The 17,349-nt window shown below is 73.3% G+C and carries 9 protein-coding genes; 4 read left to right on the top strand and 5 right to left on the bottom strand.

The genetic code is table 11. From position 1 onward, the window contains the following. Window positions 1–150: 150 nt before the first annotated feature. The 5 genes from QSJ59_RS23045 to QSJ59_RS23025 all read right to left on the bottom strand — a co-directional run bounded on the left by QSJ59_RS23045 (window position 151) and on the right by QSJ59_RS23025 (window position 13,303). The gene (locus tag QSJ59_RS23045; RefSeq protein ID WP_285761846.1) at window positions 151–951 is read right to left on the bottom strand and encodes an ABC transporter permease; all 801 of its coding nucleotides are present in this window, start codon (window positions 949–951) and stop codon (window positions 151–153) included. Next, the gene (locus tag QSJ59_RS23040; protein ID WP_285761845.1) at window positions 948–1,943 is read right to left on the bottom strand and encodes an ATP-binding cassette domain-containing protein; all 996 of its coding nucleotides are present in this window, start codon (window positions 1,941–1,943) and stop codon (window positions 948–950) included. Before QSJ59_RS23040 ends, QSJ59_RS23045 begins: the two co-directional genes overlap by 4 nt. Window positions 1,944–2,024: 81 nt before the next feature. Further along, entirely contained in the window at window positions 2,025–2,234 is a 210-nt protein-coding gene (locus QSJ59_RS23035) for an MbtH family protein (protein ID WP_285761844.1), read from the bottom strand. Between the two features lie 62 nt (window positions 2,235–2,296). Then, the gene (locus QSJ59_RS23030; RefSeq protein ID WP_285761843.1) at window positions 2,297–12,613 is read right to left on the bottom strand and encodes a non-ribosomal peptide synthetase; all 10,317 of its coding nucleotides are present in this window, start codon (window positions 12,611–12,613) and stop codon (window positions 2,297–2,299) included. Window positions 12,614–13,099: 486 nt separating this feature from the next. Next, window positions 13,100–13,303, bottom strand: a complete 204-nt coding sequence (locus tag QSJ59_RS23025; protein WP_285761842.1) for a hypothetical protein — start codon at window positions 13,301–13,303, stop codon at window positions 13,100–13,102. Window positions 13,304–14,161: 858 nt separating this feature from the next. Here QSJ59_RS23025 and QSJ59_RS23020 point away from each other — a divergent pair. From QSJ59_RS23020 to QSJ59_RS23005, 4 genes are all read left to right on the top strand, one after another. After that, entirely contained in the window at window positions 14,162–14,953 is a 792-nt protein-coding gene (locus QSJ59_RS23020; RefSeq protein WP_285761841.1) for an SDR family NAD(P)-dependent oxidoreductase, read from the top strand. A gap of 30 nt (window positions 14,954–14,983) precedes the next feature. Beyond that, complete coding sequence (locus QSJ59_RS23015) at window positions 14,984–15,688, top strand: FadR/GntR family transcriptional regulator (protein ID WP_285761840.1); 705 nt, start codon at window positions 14,984–14,986, stop codon at window positions 15,686–15,688. A gap of 11 nt (window positions 15,689–15,699) precedes the next feature. Beyond that, a complete protein-coding gene (gene dgoD, locus QSJ59_RS23010) occupies window positions 15,700–16,845 on the top strand; it encodes a galactonate dehydratase (RefSeq protein ID WP_285761839.1) in 1,146 nt (381 codons plus the stop codon). Between the two features lie 81 nt (window positions 16,846–16,926). Beyond that, on the top strand, window positions 16,927–17,328 hold the full coding sequence (locus tag QSJ59_RS23005) for a DUF6892 domain-containing protein (protein WP_285761838.1): 402 nt from the start codon (window positions 16,927–16,929) through the stop codon (window positions 17,326–17,328). The last annotated feature ends 21 nt before the right edge of the window (window positions 17,329–17,349 follow it).

The following is a 17,349-nucleotide window of genomic DNA, read 5'->3' as shown; positions in this document are numbered from 1 at the left end:
ACCGCCGCGAAAACTCCGAAAAGCCAACGATCCACCCGATACCTTACGAACCGCGTGCAGTGCTCGGGTCGTGGCGGCCCGGCCCGAAAACGCCTGCGGGCAGGGCCCCGCCGACGTCGACCATCGGCCCCGGGCACCGGTCGCGCCCTCTCAGCCGCGGTTGATGCGGCGGTACTGGCGCATGGCCAGGGGTGCGAACACCGCGATGATGGCGACCGAGCACAACAGGGCGTAGAGCACCGCGTTCTCCGCCGGCCAGCCCGACGGTTGGGGCAGACCGGCCGGGGCCGGGTTGCCGAACAGCTCGCGCGCGGCGAAGGCCACCGCCGTGACGGGGTTCCACTCCGCGATGACGCGCAGCGGACCGGGCATCGCGGCGATGGACACGAACGCTCCTGAGACGAACGTCACCGGGAACAACCAGATCAGTCCGAGGCTCTGGGCGACCTCGACGCTGCGCGCGGCCAGGCCGATGGCCGCGCCGATCCACGACACCGCGAAGGCGAAGAAGAGCAGGAGCGCGAAGCCGAGGATCGCGTCGCCCAGTCCGTTGTTGACCCGCCAGCCGATGGCCAGCCCGCACAGGGCGGTCACCACCAGGGACAGCGTGCTGGTGGCCAGGTCCGAGAGCGTACGCCCCAGGATCACCGACACCCGCGACATCGGCAGTGACCGGTACCGGTCGATGAGGCCCTTCTGGAGGTCGTTGGCCAGGCCGATGGCGGTGAAGGAGGCGTTGAAGGTGAGGGTCTGGGCGAAGATCCCGCCGATGAGGAACTCGCGGTAACCGTCCCCGCCCAGGCTGCCGCCGAAGACGTAGGCCAGGAGCAGGACGAACATGACGGGCTGCACGACACCGGTGACCAGCGATCCCGGTGTGCGCACGATGTTGAGCAGGTTGCGATGGGCCACGACACCGGAGTCGGTGGCGGCCCGGGTGAGGACGCTCACGCCGTACCTCCCGCACCGGCCAGTGCCGGAGCCGGCCCGGGTTCCCGGGCGGCGTGCCCCGTCAGCTCCAGGAACACGTCGTCGAGGGTGGGCCTGCGCAGGGCCGCGTCCAGGACCTGGATGCCGTCGCGTTCAAGGGCGCCCAACGCGTCGGTGAGCGCGGCGTGGCCGCCGGACGCCGCGATCGAGATCCGCCGGGCCGTGGCGTCCACCACGGGTTCGGCGGCACCGCTGCGGGCGATGAGCCCGGCCGCGGCCGGCACGTCGGCGGCGTCGGCCACCACGAAGTCCATGCGGCCTCCCCCGACCCTGGCCTTGAGCTCGTCGGCGGTCCCGCGGGCGATGACGACGCCCTGGTCGATGACGGCGATGCTGTGGGCGAGCTGGTCGGCCTCCTCCAGGTACTGGGTGGTCAGCAGCACGGTGGTGCCGTCGGCGACGAGTTCGCCCACGACCTCCCAGGTGTCGAGCCGGCCGCGCGGGTCGAGTCCGGTGGTGGGCTCGTCCAGGACCACCACGTCGGGTTCGGCCACCAGCGCACCGGCCAGGTCCAGGCGCCGGCGCATGCCCCCGGAGTAGGCACCCGCGCGCTGGTCGCCGACGTCGGCGAGACGGAAGCGCTCCAGCAGTTCGCGGGCCCGCTGCGCTGCCCTGCGGCGCGTCATCCCGTAGAGGCGGGCGACCATGCGCAGGTTCTCGTAACCGGTGAGCTTCTCGTCGACCGCGGCGAACTGGCCGGACAACCCGATCCGGCGGCGTACGGCGGCCGGATCGCGCACCACGTCGTGCCCGGCGACCATGACGCGTCCGGCGTCGGGGCGCAGCAGCGTGGTCAGGATACGCACGGTGGTGGTCTTGCCCGCGCCGTTGGGCCCGAGCAGCCCCAGGACGTGACCGCGGGGAACATGCAGGTCGATGCCTTTGAGAGCGCGATGCGCCCCGAAGGACTTGGTGAGCCCGTCGACTTCTATGACGTGTGCCGGGTGGCCCATGTCTGGTGTCTCTCCTCATACGGGAAGGGCCGCCGTCCCCGTGCCCGTCGCGGCGGGCACGGGGCGGCGCTGGGGTCTGGATCAGACGCGGTCGAGCTCGCGCACGCGGCGCGGGCGCATGTCGGTCCAGTTGCGCTCGATGTAGTCCAGGCACACCTGGCGGTCGTCGGGGCCGTGCAGGACGACCCAGCCGGCGGGCACGGAGACGAATCCCGGCCACAGGGAGTGCTGGTCCTGGTCGTTGACGAGCACGAGGAAACGGGCGTCGGAGTCGTCGAAGGGGTTCTGCATGGTGGTGCCTTTCTGTACTGTCCCGGCGAAGCGCCGGTTCGGGTCGAAGAGGGAGGTGATCGCTAGCGGGCGTTGCGCACCGCACGCTCCAGGCGGTCGGCCAGGACCGGCCCGATCACCGACAGGGGTCCGTCCTGGGTCATCTGGGCGTGGGCGCACTCGACCGGGTGGTCCTCGATGGCGCCCGAGACGTAGGGCTCCCAGGTCCGGGCCAGCGGGTCGCCGGGGTTGCGGTCCAGGGTGGCGGTGAAGAACAGCAGGTCGCCGTCGAAACGGGCCGGCTCCTCGGTGCGCAGCAGTGCGGCGTGGTGGCCGAAGCTGTGCACCATGGAGCGGATGGTCGCCTCGTCCAGGCTGCTCATGGGATTGTGGTTGCGGTGGAAGATCTCCAGGATCTTGGTGGCGTCCAGGCCGACCAGTTCCTCGGGTTCGGCCTCGTAGCCCAGCGCGTGCACCAGTGCGGCGAACATGGCGCTCTCCCCGCCGAAGTCGGCGTTGGACTCCTGCTTGGTGGGGTAGGCGTCCAGGATCGCCAGGGTGTCCACCTGTTCGCCCCGCTCGCGCAGCCGTGCGGCCAGGGCATGGGCGATGTTGCCGCCGAAGGACCAGCCCAGGATGTGGTAGGGCCCTTCGGGCTGGACCCGCTGCATGTGGTCGATGTAGTCGTCGGCCAGTGCGGTGAGGGTGGCTGCGGGGTCCGCGTCGCGCTCACCGGGAACCAGGCCGGGCGCTTGGAGGCCGTAGATGGGGTGCTCGGTGCCCAGGTGACGCATCAGCCCGGAGTAGCTCCAGGCCAGACCGCCGGCGGGGTGGACGCAAAACAGCGGGGTCGCCGAACCGGTGGGGCGCAGGGCCAGGACCCGGTCGAGGCCCCCCTCCTCGGCGCCGTCGTCGACGGCGGCGAGCAGTTCGGCGACGGTGGGCGCCTGGAAGAGCATCCGCACCGTGACCGGGGCGCCCAGCGCCTCGCCGACCCGCGCGGCCAGTTGCGGGGCCAGCAGCGAGTGGCCGCCCAGCTCGAAGAACCCGTCGTGCACGCCCACGCGCGGCAGGTCCAGGGCGGAGGCGAACAGCGTGCACAGCTCGGCCTCGCGCGGAGTACGCGGGACACCGTGGATCCGGTCGGTGGCCGCGCCCTCGCCGGGGTCGGGCAGGGCGGCGCGGTCGAGCTTGCCGTTGGGGGTCAACGGCAGCCCTTCGACCGGGACGAACAGCGCGGGCATCATGTACTCGGGCAGGGTGGCCGCGAGGTGGCGGCGCAGTTCGTCGGGGCCGGGCCCCGGACGGGTGCGGCCGACGACGTAGGCGACCAGGCGGGTTCCGGCGTTGTCGCCGGTGTGGGCGACCACCGCGGCCTCGGCGACGTCGGGGTGCTCAGCGAGGACGGCGCTGATCTCGCCGGGCTCGATCCTGAAACCCCGGACCTTGACCTGGTCGTCGGCGCGGCCCATGAACTCCAGGGTTCCGTCGGCGCGCCAGCGCGCCAGGTCCCCGGTGCGATACATCCGCTCCCCCGCGGGTGCGAAGGGGTCGGCGACGAACCGCTCACCGGTCAGCGCTGGACGGCTGCGGTAGCCGCGGGCCAGGCCGGCGCCGGCGATGTAGAGCTCACCGACGGCGCCGACGGGAGCGGGGTGCAGACCGCCGTCGAGCACGTAGGCCCGGCTGTTGCCGACGGGGCGCCCGATGGTGGGGGCCTGCCCGACCTCGATGGGGGCGACCAGGCTGTCCACGGTGGTCTCGGTGGGCCCGTAGAAGTTGTAGGCGCGCACCCCGGCGTGCTCGGTGAGCGTGCGCCACAGGTCGGCGTCCACCGCCTCGCCGCCCAGGGCGACCACTCCGGGGCCCCGGTCGCCGTCGAGCAGACCTTCGGCGAGGAGTCGGCGGATGTGGCTGGGGGTGGTCTCGATGGCGTCGATTCCCTCGTGGGCGAGGTAACGGACGAGGCCGGCGGAGTCCCGGCGCACGTCGTCGCCGATGACGTGCAGTTCGTGCCCGTCCACCAGCCACAGCATCGGGTCCCAGGAGGCGTCGAAGGCGACGCCCGCGGTGTGGGCGACCCTGGGACGCCGGCCGAGCCGTTCACGGGTGGGCGCGAACAGTTCGGCCCGGTGGCTGGCGAAGAGGTTCACCAGTGCGGCGTGCTCGACCTCCACCCCCTTGGGGCGCCCGGTCGAACCCGAGGTGTAGATGACATAGGCGGTGTCGGTGCCGCTCAAGGGGCGGACGCGCTCGGTGTCGGACAGGTCGGCCCCGGCCCCCGGCCGGGACGGTCCGCCCGGGGCGGTGTCGCCCAGGAACAGGGCGGGGTGGCGTGCCGCGAAGCGTTCCCGCAGCTCGGGAACGGTGATCACCTGGGCCGGGCCGGCGTCGTCGAGCATCCCCGCGAGGCGCTCGTCGGGCGAATCGGGGTCCAGGGGCAGGTAGGCCGCGCCGGACTTGAGCACGCCCAGCAGCGCCACGACCGTTGCGGCCGAGCGCGGCAGCAGGACCCCCACGACGTCTCCGGGGCCGGTTCCCTGCTCGACGAGGGTGCGGGCCAGGAGGTTGGCCCGGGCGTTGATCGTGCCGAAGTCCAGGCGCTCGCCGCCGGCGACCACCGCAACGGCACGGGGGGCGGCCTGGGCCTGGTACTCGAAGAGGTCGACGACGGTGGCGGCGGGCGCCACGCGTTCGGGGCCGCGCCCCTTCTCCAGGAGCCCGGTGCGCTCGGCGCGGGTCAGGATGTCGAGGCGTCCGATCGGGGTGCGCGGGTTGGCCGCGGCGGCCTCCAGCAGCCGCACGTAGCGCTCAGCGATGGTGGTGGCGGTGGCGGCGTCGAACATGGCGGTGCTGAACTCCAGGGTGCCCAGGATGCCGTCGGCCGCACCGAGGTGGTCCTCGCTCTCGGCGAGGCTGAAGGACAGGTCGAACTTGGCCGCTCCCCCGCTGACCTCCGGTTCGGGCCGGACGTCCAGGCCGGGCAACTCCAGGGTGGGGGTCTCGGTGTTCTGTAGGGTCAGCATGGTCTGGAACAGCGGGTGGCGGCCCAGCGAACGCGACGGCCGCAGCCGCTCCACGACCCGTTCGAAGGGCACGTCCTGGTCGTCGAAGGCGTCGAGGTCGCCGGCGCGCACCCGCTCCAGCAGTTCGGCGAAGCCGGGGTTGCCGGAGGTGTCGGTGCGCAACGCCAGGGTGTTGACGAAGAACCCGACGAGGTCGTCCAGCGCGGGGTCGGTGCGCCCAGCGACGGGACTGCCCAGCACGATGTCCTCTCCGGCTCCCAGGCGGGTGTAGAGCGCGGCGAGACCGGTCTGCAGGACCATGAACAGGCTGGCCGAGGAGCCGCGGGCCAGGTCCAGCAGTCGGCGGTGCAGGGCGGCGTCGATGCGTACCGCGACGGTGGCGGCCGGTTGCGCCGAGGAGGCCGGGCGGGGGCGGTCCGCGGGCAGGCGCAGTTCCTCGGGTGCGCCGGCCAGGCGCTGCTGCCAGGCGTCGAGGCTGCGGCTGACCGGACTGGCCGGGTCGCTCTCCTCGCCCAGGACCGATCGCTGCCACAGGGCGTAGTCGGCGTACTGCACGGTCAGGTCGGAGCACAGCGCCGCGGTGCCGTGCACCCGCGCGGTGTAGGCGGTGGACAGGTCGCGGGCAAGGGGCGCGGTGGACCAGCCGTCGCCGGCGATGTGGTGCAGGACCAGCAGCAGCACGTGCTCGTCGGGGCGGAGGCGGAACAGGTGGGCGCGCAGCGGCGTCTGGTGCACCAGGTCGAAGCCGGTGCCGGCGACGCGCGCCATCTCCGCGCGCAGGGCCTCCTCGGAGCCGGGGAACGACATCAGCAGCGGCGGAGCGGCCTCCTCGGGGGCGAGGACGTGCTGGTGGGCGACGCCGTCGAGGTCGGGGAAGACCGTGCGCAGGCTCTCGTGGCGGGCGGTGACGTCGCCAAGGGCCAGGCGCAGTGCCCGGGTGTCCAGCTCGCCGGTCAGGCGCACGGCCATCGCGATGTTGTAGTCGGCGGCCGTGTCGTCCATGCGGTTGAGGAACCACAGGCGCTGTTGTGCCGGCGACAGCGGAAGCCGCTCGGGGCGGGGCATCGGGCGCAGCGGCGGCTGGGCGCGCTGCCCGCTGTCGAGGGCGGCTGCCAGGCGGGCGGCGGTGGGCTGTTGGAAGAGGGTGCGGATCTCCAGTTCGACCCCCATGACCGCTCGGACCCGGGCGATGAGGCGTACCGCCAGCAGCGAGTGGCCGCCCAGGGCGAAGAAGTCGTCGTCGGCGCCCACGGTGGGCACCCCGAGGACCTCGGCGAACAGGCCGCACAACAGCGACTCGTCACCGCCGCGGGGCGGGCGGCCCTGGCCGGGGCCCGGCTCGGGCTCGGGCAGGGCCGCGCGGTCGAGCTTGCCGTTGGGGGTCAGCGGCAGTTCGGCGAGTTCCACCACGGCCACCGGCACCATGTAGTCGGGCAGCCGCTCGGCGGCGCGGGCGCGCACGTCCGCGGTGTCCAGGCGGGTGCCGGGCCGGGCGGTGGCGTAGGCGACCAGGCGCGGGTCGCCGGCCTTGGAGGTGCCGACCACCGCGGCGGCCTGGGCGACGTCGGGGTGCTCGGCGAGCACCGCCTCGATCTCGCCGGGCTCGATCCTGAAACCACGGATCTTGACCTGGTCGTCGACGCGGCCCACGAAGCGCAGGGCCCCGTCGGGGCGGCGGCTGACGAGGTCGCCGGTGCGGTACATGCGGGTGCCGTCGGCGGCGACGGGGTCGGCGATGAAACGCTCCGCGGTCAGGGCCGGACGCCCTAGGTAGCCGCGGGCCAGGCCCGCGCCGGTCAGGTAGAGCTCCCCCACCACGCCGGCCGGGACCGGGCGCAGTCGGGCGTCCAGCACCCGGGCCCCGACGTTGGCCACGGGGCGGCCGATGACGGGCTCGGGCTCGTCGTCGCCGGAGGCGGTGACGCTGTCCACGGTGGCCTCGGTGGGGCCGTAGAAATTGTGCGCGGTGAGCCCGGGGACCTCGCGCAGGGTGCGCCACAGGGCCGGGTCCACGGCCTCGCCGCCCAGGGCGACGACCCTCGGCCCGACGCCGTCGGCGAACAGTCCCAGTGCCGCGAGCTGGCGGGCGTAGGCGGGGGTGGTCTCGATGGCGTCGGCGCCGACCGCGTGCAGATGGGCGGTGAGGCGCTCGGCGTCGCCGCGGGTCTCGTCGTCGATCACGTGCAGTTCGTGGCCGTCCACCAGCCACAGGATGGGGTCCCAGGCGGCGTCGAAGGAGACACCGGCGGTGTGGGCCATGCGCAGCGGACGTCCGGCGCGCTCGCGGGCCGGACCGAACACCTGCTCGCGGTGGGAGTAGAACAGGTTGGCCAGGGCCCGGTGCTCCACGGCCACGCCCTTGGGGCGCCCGGTGGACCCGGAGGTGTAGACGACGTAGGCCAGGTCGTGGGCGGCGGGGCCGACCGGCGCCGGGCACCGGGGCACGGTCAGCGGAAGGTCGTCCAGGCGCAGCACGGGGGCGTCCACGGCGATGTCGACCGTGGCCGCCGCGCCGGTGACGACCTGGGCGGGCCGGGAGTCGGCGAGCATGTGGGCGATGCGCTCACTGGGGTAGGAGAGGTCCACCGGCAGGTAGGCGGCGCCGCTCTTGAGCACGCCCAGCAGCGCCACGACCGTGTCGGCCGAGCGCGGCAGGAGGACGGCCACGACGTCGCCGGTACCGGTGCCGTGTCCGGCGAGGACGCGGGCCAACCGGTCGGAGCGGGCGTCGAGGTCGGCGAAGGTGAGCCGCTGGTTCCCCGCGACCACGGCGGTCGCTCCGGGGGTCCGGCGGGCCTGGTCGGTGAAGAGCCCGACGATCGTTGTGTCGGGCACCGCGCGGACGGGCCCTCGGGCGCCCGCCTCCAGGGCGCGCAGTTCGCCGGGGGCCAGGATGTCGGTCTCGGACAGGGGGGTGTCGGGGTCGGCGGCCAGGGCCTGGAAGACGCGGACCAGGCGATCGGCGATCACCCGGACGCTGGAGGCGTCGAAGAGGTCGCCGCTGTACTCCAGGGTGCCGGCCACCCCGGCGGGGGTTCCGTCCTCGGCGAAGCGCTCGGCCAGGCTCAGCGAGAGGTCGAACTTGGCCGCGCCGGAGTCGGCGCCCGGTTCGGTCCCGACGTGCAGACCGGGCATCTCCAGCCGGGCCTCGGGGGTGTTCTGCAGGGTGAGCATGGTCTGGAACAGCGGGTGGCGGGCCGCGGAGCGCGCGGGGCGCACCTCTTCGACGACGCGCTCGAAGGGGGCGTCCTGGTGGGCGTAGGCGGCCAGGTCGGTGGCGCGCACCCGGTCCACGAGCTGCCCCATGGTCGGGTTACCGGATGTGTCCGTGCGCAGGACGAGAGTGTTGACGAAGAAGCCGACGAGATCGTCCAGCGCGGGGTCGGTGCGCCCGGCGACGGGGGTGCCGATGGGCAGGTCCTCTCCCGCGCCGAGGCGGGTGAGCAGCGCGGCCAGCCCCGCCTGTAGGACCATGAAGAGGCTGGCGCCGCGCGAACGGGCCAGGGCGGCCAGGTCGCGGTGCAGGCGTGCGGGCAGTTCCACGGGAACCGCGCCGCCGCGGCCGCTGGGCTCGGCGGGACGGGGACGGTCGGTGGGCAGGGCCAGTTCCTCGGGCGTCCCCGCCAGGGTGCGGCGCCAGAAGGCGAGCTGGCGGGCGATGTCGCTGTCGGGGTCGTCCTCGTCGCCCAGGGCCTCGCGCTGCCACAGCGTGTAGTCGGCGTACTGCACCGGCAGCGGCGCGAGCGCGGGTGCTCCTCCTGTGACGCGGGCGGAGTAGGCGGCGGCCAGGTCGCGGGCCAACGGGGCCAGGGACCAGCCGTCGCCGGCGATGTGGTGCAGGACCAGCAGCAGCACGTGCTCGCCGGAGTCCAGGCGAAACAGCCGGACCCGCAGCGGCAGCTCTGCGGAGGTGTCGAAACCGCGCGCGGACTCCGCGCGCAGCAGGCGGGCGAGGTCGGCCTCGGTGCAGGAGACGGCCGCGTAGTCCAGTCCGGCATCGGTGGCGGCCAGCACGTTCTGGCGCGGTTCCTCCTCGGTCCAGGGGAAGACCGTGCGCAGGGACTCGTGCCGGTCAACCAGGTCGGCGACGGCTCCGCGCAGTGCCGCGGGGTCGAGGTCTCCGCGCAGGCGCAGTGCGGCCGGGATGTTGTAGGCGGGCGAGGCGGGGTCGTAGCGGTTGAGGAACCACAGGCGGCGCTGGGCGTAGGACAGCGGGATCCGTTCGGGGCGCTCGCGGGGGGCGAGCACCGGCCGGTCGGTCCCCCCGGCCAACAGGCGTGTGGCCAGCCCGGCCACGGTGGGGTGCTCGAACAGGTCGCGGATGGGCGGTGCGGTGCCCAGGGCGTCGCGGATGCGCCCGATGAGCCGGGTGGCCAACAGGGAGTGGCCGCCCAGGGCGAAGAAGTCGTCGTCCACGCCGACCTCGTCCAGGCCGAGGGTGTCGGCGAAGAGGTCGCGCAGCAGGGTCTCCTCGGGGGTGCCGGGTTCCCGGGCCCCCGCGGTACCGGTGACGTCGGGGCGGGGCAGCGCGGCACGGTCGAGTTTGCCGTTGGGGGTCAGCGGGAGCGTGTCCAGCGCCATGATCTGAGCGGGGACCATGTGGCCGGGCAGCATCCGGGCGGTGTGCTCGCGCAGTTCGACCGGGTCGGCCGTGCCGGTGACGTAGCCGACCAGGCGGGGGTCCCCGGCGTCGGTGCGCACCACCACCGCGGACTGTTCCACGTCGGGGTGGGACAGCAGGACCGCCTCAATCTCGCCGGGCTCGACGCGGAAGCCGCGGATCTTGACCTGGTCGTCGGCGCGGCCCAGGAACTGCAGCGTGGCGTCGGGGCGGCGGCGTACGACGTCGCCGGTGCGGTACATGCGCGCGCCGTCGGCGGCGAAGGGGTCGGCGACGAACCGCTCGCCGGTCAGGGCGGGGCGGTCGAGGTAGCCGCGGGCCAGGTTGGCTCCGGAGAGGTAGAGCTCGCCGGGTGCGCCGTCGGGGACCGCGTGCAGACCGCTGTCGAGGACGTAGGCGCGGGTGTTGGGCACGGGGCGGCCGATGTCGGGCTCGGTGTCGGCGGTGATGGGGGCGATCAGGCTGTCCACGGTGGTCTCGGTGGGGCCGTAGAAGTTGTAGGCGCGGACGTGGTCCAGCGCGGCGAGGGCACGCCACAGGTCGGCGTCCACCGCTTCCCCGCCCAGGGCGACGACGGTGGGGCCGCCCGGGGTGGCCAGTCCCTCGCCCAGCAGGGCGCGGGCGAAGGAGGGGGTGGTCTCGATGGCGTCGATCCGCGCGGCATGCAGGTGGGCCATCAGCGCCTGGGGGTCGCGGCGGACCTCGTCGGGGACCAGGTGCAGTTCGTTGCCCTCGGCCAGCCACAGGATGGGGTCCCAGGAGGCGTCGAAGGACAGCCCCGCGGTGTGGGCCACGCGCAGCGGGCGCCCGGCGCGCTCGCGGGCCGGACCGAACACCTGCTCGCGGTGGGAGTGGAACAGGTTGAGCAGCGAACCGTGCTCCACGGCCACGCCCTTGGGGCGCCCGGTGGACCCGGAGGTGTAGATGACGTAGGCGAGGTCGGCCGGGGTGATGGGACGGGGGCGCTCGCCCGCGCCGATGGTGGTGTCGGCCAGGGCCTTGAGCGCGGCCCGGGTGTCGGCGTCGTCCAGCACGACGGTGCCGGGTGCGTCGTGCGCGGCGGTCCCGGTGTGGGCCAGGGTCAGGACGGGGCGGGCGTCGGCGGTCATCGCGGCCAACCGGTCGGCGGGGTAGCCGGGGTCCAGCGGAAGGTAGGCCGCACCGGACTTGAGCACCGCGAGCAGGGCGACGGCCAGGTCCGCACAGCGTGGCAGGCGCACGGCCACGATCGTTCCCGGGCGTGCGCCCCGGGCGAGCAGGTGGCGGGCCAGCTGGTTGGACCGGGCGTCCAGTTCGGCGAAGGTGAGGCGGGTGTCGGGGGCGACCAGGGCGGTGGCCCCGGGGGTCTGCCGGGCGCGCTGCTGGAACTCGGCGACGACCGTGTGGGCGGGGCGCTCGCGCTCGGGGGCGCGCCCCGACTCCAACAGGGCGGTGCGCTCGGGCTCGGCCAGCAGCGCCAGGGCTCCCACGGGGGTCTCGGGGGCGGCGGCGAAGGCGCCGAGCAGGTCGAGGAAGCGGCGCTGGTGGTCGGCCAGGTCCTCGGCGGCGTAGAGGTCGGGGTTGGCGTCGAAGTCCACGCGGATGTCGCGCTCGGCGGTGACGCCGTGCACGATGACGGACAGGTCGTCCACGGGGCCGATGGCGAGGTTGTGCGCGGTGGCGGGGAGGCCGGCGAAGGTCATCGTCCCGGCGACGGGCAGCATGTTGACCGAGGGGCCGGTGAGCCGGCGCCCGGCGGCACCCTCGGCGCGCAGCAGGTCCTCGTAGCGGAACCGCTGATGGCGCAGGACCGCACGGGTCTCGGCGGCGACCTCGCGCAGGAGTTCACCGACGGGGGCGTCGGGGCGTACCCGCACGCGCAGGGGAACGATGTTGGAGAGCATCGCGGGGACCGAGCGGGCGTGGCCGCCCTTGCGTGCGGTCACCGGCAGGCCCAGGGTGATGTCGCGGGCACCGGTGAGGCGGTGCAGGTAGACGGCGGTCGCCGTCAGGATCGCCGCCGGCATACCGGTCTGGTGGGCGCGGGCCGTGGCCAGGACGGCCTTGGCCTCGGCACGGGACAGGTGGGCGGTGGCGCGCAGGAGCGTGCGGGGCATGCGCGCCGGGGTTCCGGCCAGTCCGACGGGTTCTTCGGTCCCGGCGGTGCGCTCACGCCAGAACTCCAGGTCGTCGGCGTGCTGCGGGCTGCCCGGGTAGGCGGCGTCCGCGTCGAGGAGGTCGGTGAACGAGCCGAACGGCGCGGGGCCGGGGTCGGTGCCGGCGACGAGCGCGTCGTAGATCTCGGTGATGCGGCCCAGGACCAGCACGGCGCCGTAGCCGTCCAGCAGCAGGTGGTGGACGCGCTGGTACACGAAGTAGTGCTCGGGGCCCAGGCTGAACAGCACCTCGGCGAACAGGGCGCCGCCGTGCACGTCCAGAGGCTGGGCGAGGTCGTCGCGCATCCAGGCACGGGCCGCCTCCGCGGGGTCGGTCTCGCCGGTGAGGTCGACGACGGTGAGCTGCCAGTCGTCGGGGCGGTCGACCTGCTGCCAGGGCCGGCCGTCCTCCTCCCCGAAGCGCAGGTGGATGGCGTCGGTCTCCAGGACGGCCCTGCGCACCGCGGCGCGGAAGGTGGCGACGTCCAGCGGACCCTCGATCTCGATGTACTCGGCGATCGCGTAGACCGGGTTGGCCGGGTCGAGCTGCTGGGCGTACCAGAGTCCGGTCTGGGCGGCGGTGAGGGGCAGACGGGGGGATCCGGAGGCGTTCGTCATCGCTTACCTTCCAATCGCGCCGGGGCTCTTGGGGGGAGCCGGCGCAGGCCAGTGCGTCGGGGGCCGGGAACGGTGTGGCCCGGGGCGGGGGTCAGTCGGGTCGCGGTGGCGGCGCGATCCGCTGCTGTGGCGGCGAGGCACGCGAGGACATGTGCGCCTTGGCCTCCTTTCACTCCGAAAACTCCAATCGGTGGTGGTTCGCGGCCAATGGGAAAGAAGTTTGGGTGAGCAAGGTCACTTGAGGTGACTGGACGCCATTCCCCGATTACGGCGAGCAAGGCGGCCCGGGAGCGAAAACCCCTGCGGCTGCGGCTGTCCGGCCGATGGACAGGACCACCGAACTGGCGTTTCATCCCGACGAAACGGGCAGAAAACAAATTTTTTGCCGTGCATCCCGCTCAGTGACGTTTGGTAAGGTCCCGCGCGCAAAGCGCGAGGCCGCACCCCGATGGGGGTGCGGCCTCGATGCCGGCAACGCGGCGAAGGTCAGTTGTTGATCTGGTAGTTGCCGATGAAGATGCTGATCAGGCCGCCACCGCCGAACAGTCCGCCCAGCAGGCCCGAGGAGCTCGCGGAGCCCTGCGCGGGCGGGGCCGCGGCCTGGGCCGGCGCGGAGGCGCCCAGCAGCAGGGCGGAGGCGAAGAGTCCGGAGACCCCGACGGCGAGGGTACGTCGGTAGATGGTGCGCATGATGACCTTCCAGGTGGATCGACACGGACCGGGCCCACGATCGATCGTCGGACCCATTCCTTATCCGTTGCCGTTTTTCGAGCGGATTGGTGGATCGGGACCGTTTTTCACCTGAAAGGCCACTGCCCCCACCCCTGAGGGGATGTGTCGCGATCGGGGCAAACGTCCGCCCTGGGCGGCTTCTCCCCTGGTCACCGGCGGAATTCGGATGAACCGACCGTGTGGTTGCTCCCCCGTTGGCCGGCGCTCGATTTTTTGTCGGCGCGGTGAAGAGATCGCGCCCCCGGCCCGTCGAAAACCGGTGGAGGCGCCGACGGGGCCGTGCCCGGCTGACGGGACGGAAAATCAGGACACGCCCGGGAGCGCGGACCGGGGACGCTACCCGACAGCGGTCACCCCCTGGGAACGGCAGCGGTGGCGCGCATCCGCCCTCGGCTGGGTGGGGGTGGGCACTGGACGTGCGCGGCCGGTGCCCACGGGGTGGGTTCGCGGTGCGGTTGCGGCCCGGGGCGGCGCTGCCTGGGATCCGCGTCGGGGACCACTCGGACGCATGGTTCGGGGCCGCCGCGCCCGCCGGTCCCTTCGGGGCCGGACCGGGCGATGCCCGGGGTCTCCCCTCCCCCGGGTGTTTCGCCACCGTGACCGCGGCGGGCGCGGCCGAGCCGCTCCTCTGGGGAGCGCGCCCGGTTCCGGCGACGAAAAAGGCAGGACCGACCGCTTCGGCCTGCGCGGAACGACGCTCCTCTCCCCGCAGGCGGGCGGTGGTCGGCGTTGCGGGCCGGAGTGACGGTAGACACACACCTCCCAATAAGTTTTCATAATTAATGAATTCGCCGGCCCGCAGCGACAGGGAGCACCATGCCCGACCCCCAGTCCTTTGCCCCCCCGCCCGGCGCAGCCGGGCGTTTTCACGGCCGCACCGCCCTGGTCACGGGCGCGGCCCGGGGCATCGGGGCCGCCACCGCGCAACGGCTGGCAGCGGATGGCGCGTCGGTACTGGTCACCGACATCGACACCGAGGGCGGCCGGGCGGTGGCCCAGGCGATCGACGCGGCCGGGGGCACGGCGCTGTTCCAGTACTGCGACGTCTCCGACGAGGAGTCCTGGCACCGGGCGGCAGCCGTCGCCAACGACGCCTTCGGACCGGTGTCGATGCTGGTCAGCAACGCCTACCGGGTGACCATCGCTCCCGCCCACCAAACGACGCTGGCCGACTGGGACGCCCAGATCGGTGTGAGCCTGACCGGGACGTTCCTGGGGGTTCGGGCCTGCCTGGACGACCTGCGCGCCCACCGGGGCAGCGTCGTGGCGGTCTCCTCCGTGCACGCCCTCGTCGGCCTCCCGGGGCGCCCCGCCTACGCGGCGGCCAAGGCCGGACTGACCGGGCTGACCCGGCAACTGGCCGTGGAGTACGGCCCGCAGGTACGGGTCAACAGCGTTCTCCCCGGACCGATCCTGACCCGCGCCTGGGACGGCGTCAGCGACGCCGACGTGGCGATGAGCGTCGACCAGACGGTCGCGGGCCGCCTCGGCGAGCCCGCCGAGGTCGCCTCGGCCATCGCCTTCCTGCTCTCCCCCGACGCTTCCTACATCACCGGCACGTCACTGCTGGTGGACGGCGGTTGGAGTTCCTACAAGACCTCGGCCTGAGGCCCCCCGCCACACGAGAAGCGAGAGTCCATGCCCTCCTATCGAGGCCGAGGCGTCCACGGCCGCACCGTCGAACTGCTGGGCCGGCGCATCCTGGCCGGCACACCCCCCGAGGGCGCGGTCCTGGACCTGCCCGCGCTGGGCACCGAGCTGGGCGTGGGGCTGAGCGCACTGCGCGAAGCCGTCAAGGTGCTGACCGCCAAAGGACTGCTCGACGCCCGCCAGAAGCGCGGGACGTTCGTGCGCCCGCGCTCGGCGTGGAACCTGCTGGACGCCGACGTGCTGCGCTGGCAGATGCGCAGCGGGGCGACCGCCCGGCTGATCCGCGACCTCGGCGAACTGCGCGAGGTGGTGGAGCCCGCGGCGGTGCGCCATGCGGCGACGCGCCGCACGGAGGCCGACCTCGCGGTCCTGGAGGAGGCCCTGGCCGCCATGGCGGCCACCCTCGGCGACCCCCTGGAGCACGCATTGGCCGACCTGGCCTTTCACCGGGCGCTCCTGGCCGCCTCCGGCAACGAACTGCTGGCACGCATGGACATCGCCCTGGAGCCGGGGCTGCTCGAACGCGACGTCCTCGTGCACTCGGCGGCCCCGCACGCCGACCCGATCCCCAGTCACCGGGCGGTCGTGGACGCGGTCCGGTCGGGCAACCCCGACGCCGCCGAGATCGCGATGCTCAGCCTGCTGGCCTCGGCTGCGGCCGACGCCGAACACCTCACCACTGACCCCTTCTGAGGAGCGCCCGCGTGAAGATCACCCGTGTCGAGACCTTCGCCGTCCCACCCCGCTGGCTGCTGTGCCGGGTGGAGACCGACGACGGGGTCGTGGGCTGGGGCGAGCCCGTCGTGGAGGGACGCGCGGCGACCGTGCGCACCGCCGTGCACGAACTCGCCGAACTGCTCGTCGGCCGCGACCCGCTGCGGGTGGAGGACCACTGGCAGTTGATGACGAAGGCGTCGTTCTACCGGGGCGGGCCCGTGCTCTCCAGCGCGGTCGCCGGCCTGGACCAAGCGCTGTGGGACATCGCGGGCAAGCATCTGGGCGTGCCCGTGCACGTCATGCTGGGCGGGCCCGTCCGCGACAGGGTGCGCGCCTACAGCTGGGTGGGCGGCGACGAGCCCGGTGACGTCGGAGAGTCGGTCGCCGCGCAGGTCGAGGCCGGTTTCACCGCGGTGAAGATGAACGCCTCCGGGCGGATGAACCGGCTGGCCACCGTCCGCGACATCGACCTGATGGTGCGGCGCGCCGCGGCGGCGCGCGCGGCGCTCGGCGACGACCGCGACTTCGCGGTGGACTTCCACGGCCGCTTCACCACGGCCAACGCCCGCCAGGCCATCCCGCACCTGGCGCCGCTGCGTCCGCTGTTCGTGGAGGAGCCGGTGCTGCCCGAGCACACCCACCTGCTGGGCGAGGTGACGCGTTCGACCACGGTGCCCGTCGCCACCGGCGAGCGGCTGTTCTCCCGCGCCGACTTCCTCCCCGCGCTCCAAGCCGGGATCGCCGTGGCCCAGCCCGACCTCTCCCACGCCGGCGGCATCTCCGAGGTGCGCCGCATCGCGTCCCTGGCCGAGGTCTACGACGTCCAGCTCGCCCCGCACTGCCCCCTGGGACCGGTCTCCCTGGCGGCCAGTCTCCAGGTCGCCTTCGCCACCCCCAACTTCCTCATCCAGGAACAGAGCATCGGCATCCACTACAACAAGGGGGCCGAGGTCCTGGACTACCTGGCCGACCCCGAGGTGTTCGCGTTCCGCGACGGCCACATCGACCGGCCCACCGCGCCGGGCCTGGGCATCGAGGTGGACGAGGCGCGAGTACGCGCGGCCGACGGCTCGGCCCCCGACTGGCGCGGCCCGGTGTGGCGCCACGACGACGGCTCCTTCGCCGAGTGGTGACCGGTCTGTCCCCACCCGTCCCTACAGTGGGGCCACTGACGATCCGCGCCGGTCACGGCGTGTACTGAAGGGCGGGAACCTGTGGCGGAGTTCGTGGAGTTCGAGGAGCTCAACTTCAAACTGCTCGTGGTCGAGGAGCTGATGCACAAGGGGCTCCTGGAGTTCCCGACGTTTCCCGACCCGGAAAACATCTACGCCTGCGTCCCGCTTCCCGAGGCGGTGGCCTACTTCACCGCACTGCGGCTCACGTCCGAGCAGGTGGCGAACGTGGAGACGTTAAACTTCGATGGCGGAAACGAGGTCTACCAGGTGATCACCCCGTATTGGGACGGTGAGGACGACTCCTTCGACGTCACCGGCTACGGGGAGTCGGTCAAGCTCCCCAACCTCACGGAGGTGTGGTCGGTCGCCCCGCTGTCCGAGGCCGACCGCGCCGCCTTGGAGGCCCGCGGTATCAAGGTGGACGCCCCCGGACCGTTCTAGGGGCGGCTCGGGGCGACGGGG

This window comes from Nocardiopsis ansamitocini (assembly GCF_030268225.1).
Classification (GTDB): Bacteria; Actinomycetota; Actinomycetes; order Streptosporangiales; family Streptosporangiaceae; genus Nocardiopsis_D; species Nocardiopsis_D ansamitocini.
This window is presented reverse-complemented; position numbering and strand designations above follow the sequence as displayed.

Excerpts from the sequence above, each read along its gene's own strand:
- QSJ59_RS23040 (WP_285761845.1), bottom strand. The coding sequence starts at position 1,943 with ATGGGCCACCCGGCACACGTCATAGAAGTCGACGGGCTCACCAAGTCC.
- QSJ59_RS23035 (WP_285761844.1), bottom strand. The coding sequence starts at position 2,234 with ATGCAGAACCCCTTCGACGACTCCGACGCCCGTTTCCTCGTGCTCGTC.
- QSJ59_RS23030 (WP_285761843.1), bottom strand. The coding sequence starts at position 12,613 with ATGACGAACGCCTCCGGATCCCCCCGTCTGCCCCTCACCGCCGCCCAG.
- QSJ59_RS23025 (WP_285761842.1), bottom strand. The coding sequence starts at position 13,303 with ATGCGCACCATCTACCGACGTACCCTCGCCGTCGGGGTCTCCGGACTC.
- QSJ59_RS23020 (WP_285761841.1), top strand. The coding sequence starts at position 14,162 with ATGCCCGACCCCCAGTCCTTTGCCCCCCCGCCCGGCGCAGCCGGGCGT.
- QSJ59_RS23015 (WP_285761840.1), top strand. The coding sequence starts at position 14,984 with ATGCCCTCCTATCGAGGCCGAGGCGTCCACGGCCGCACCGTCGAACTG.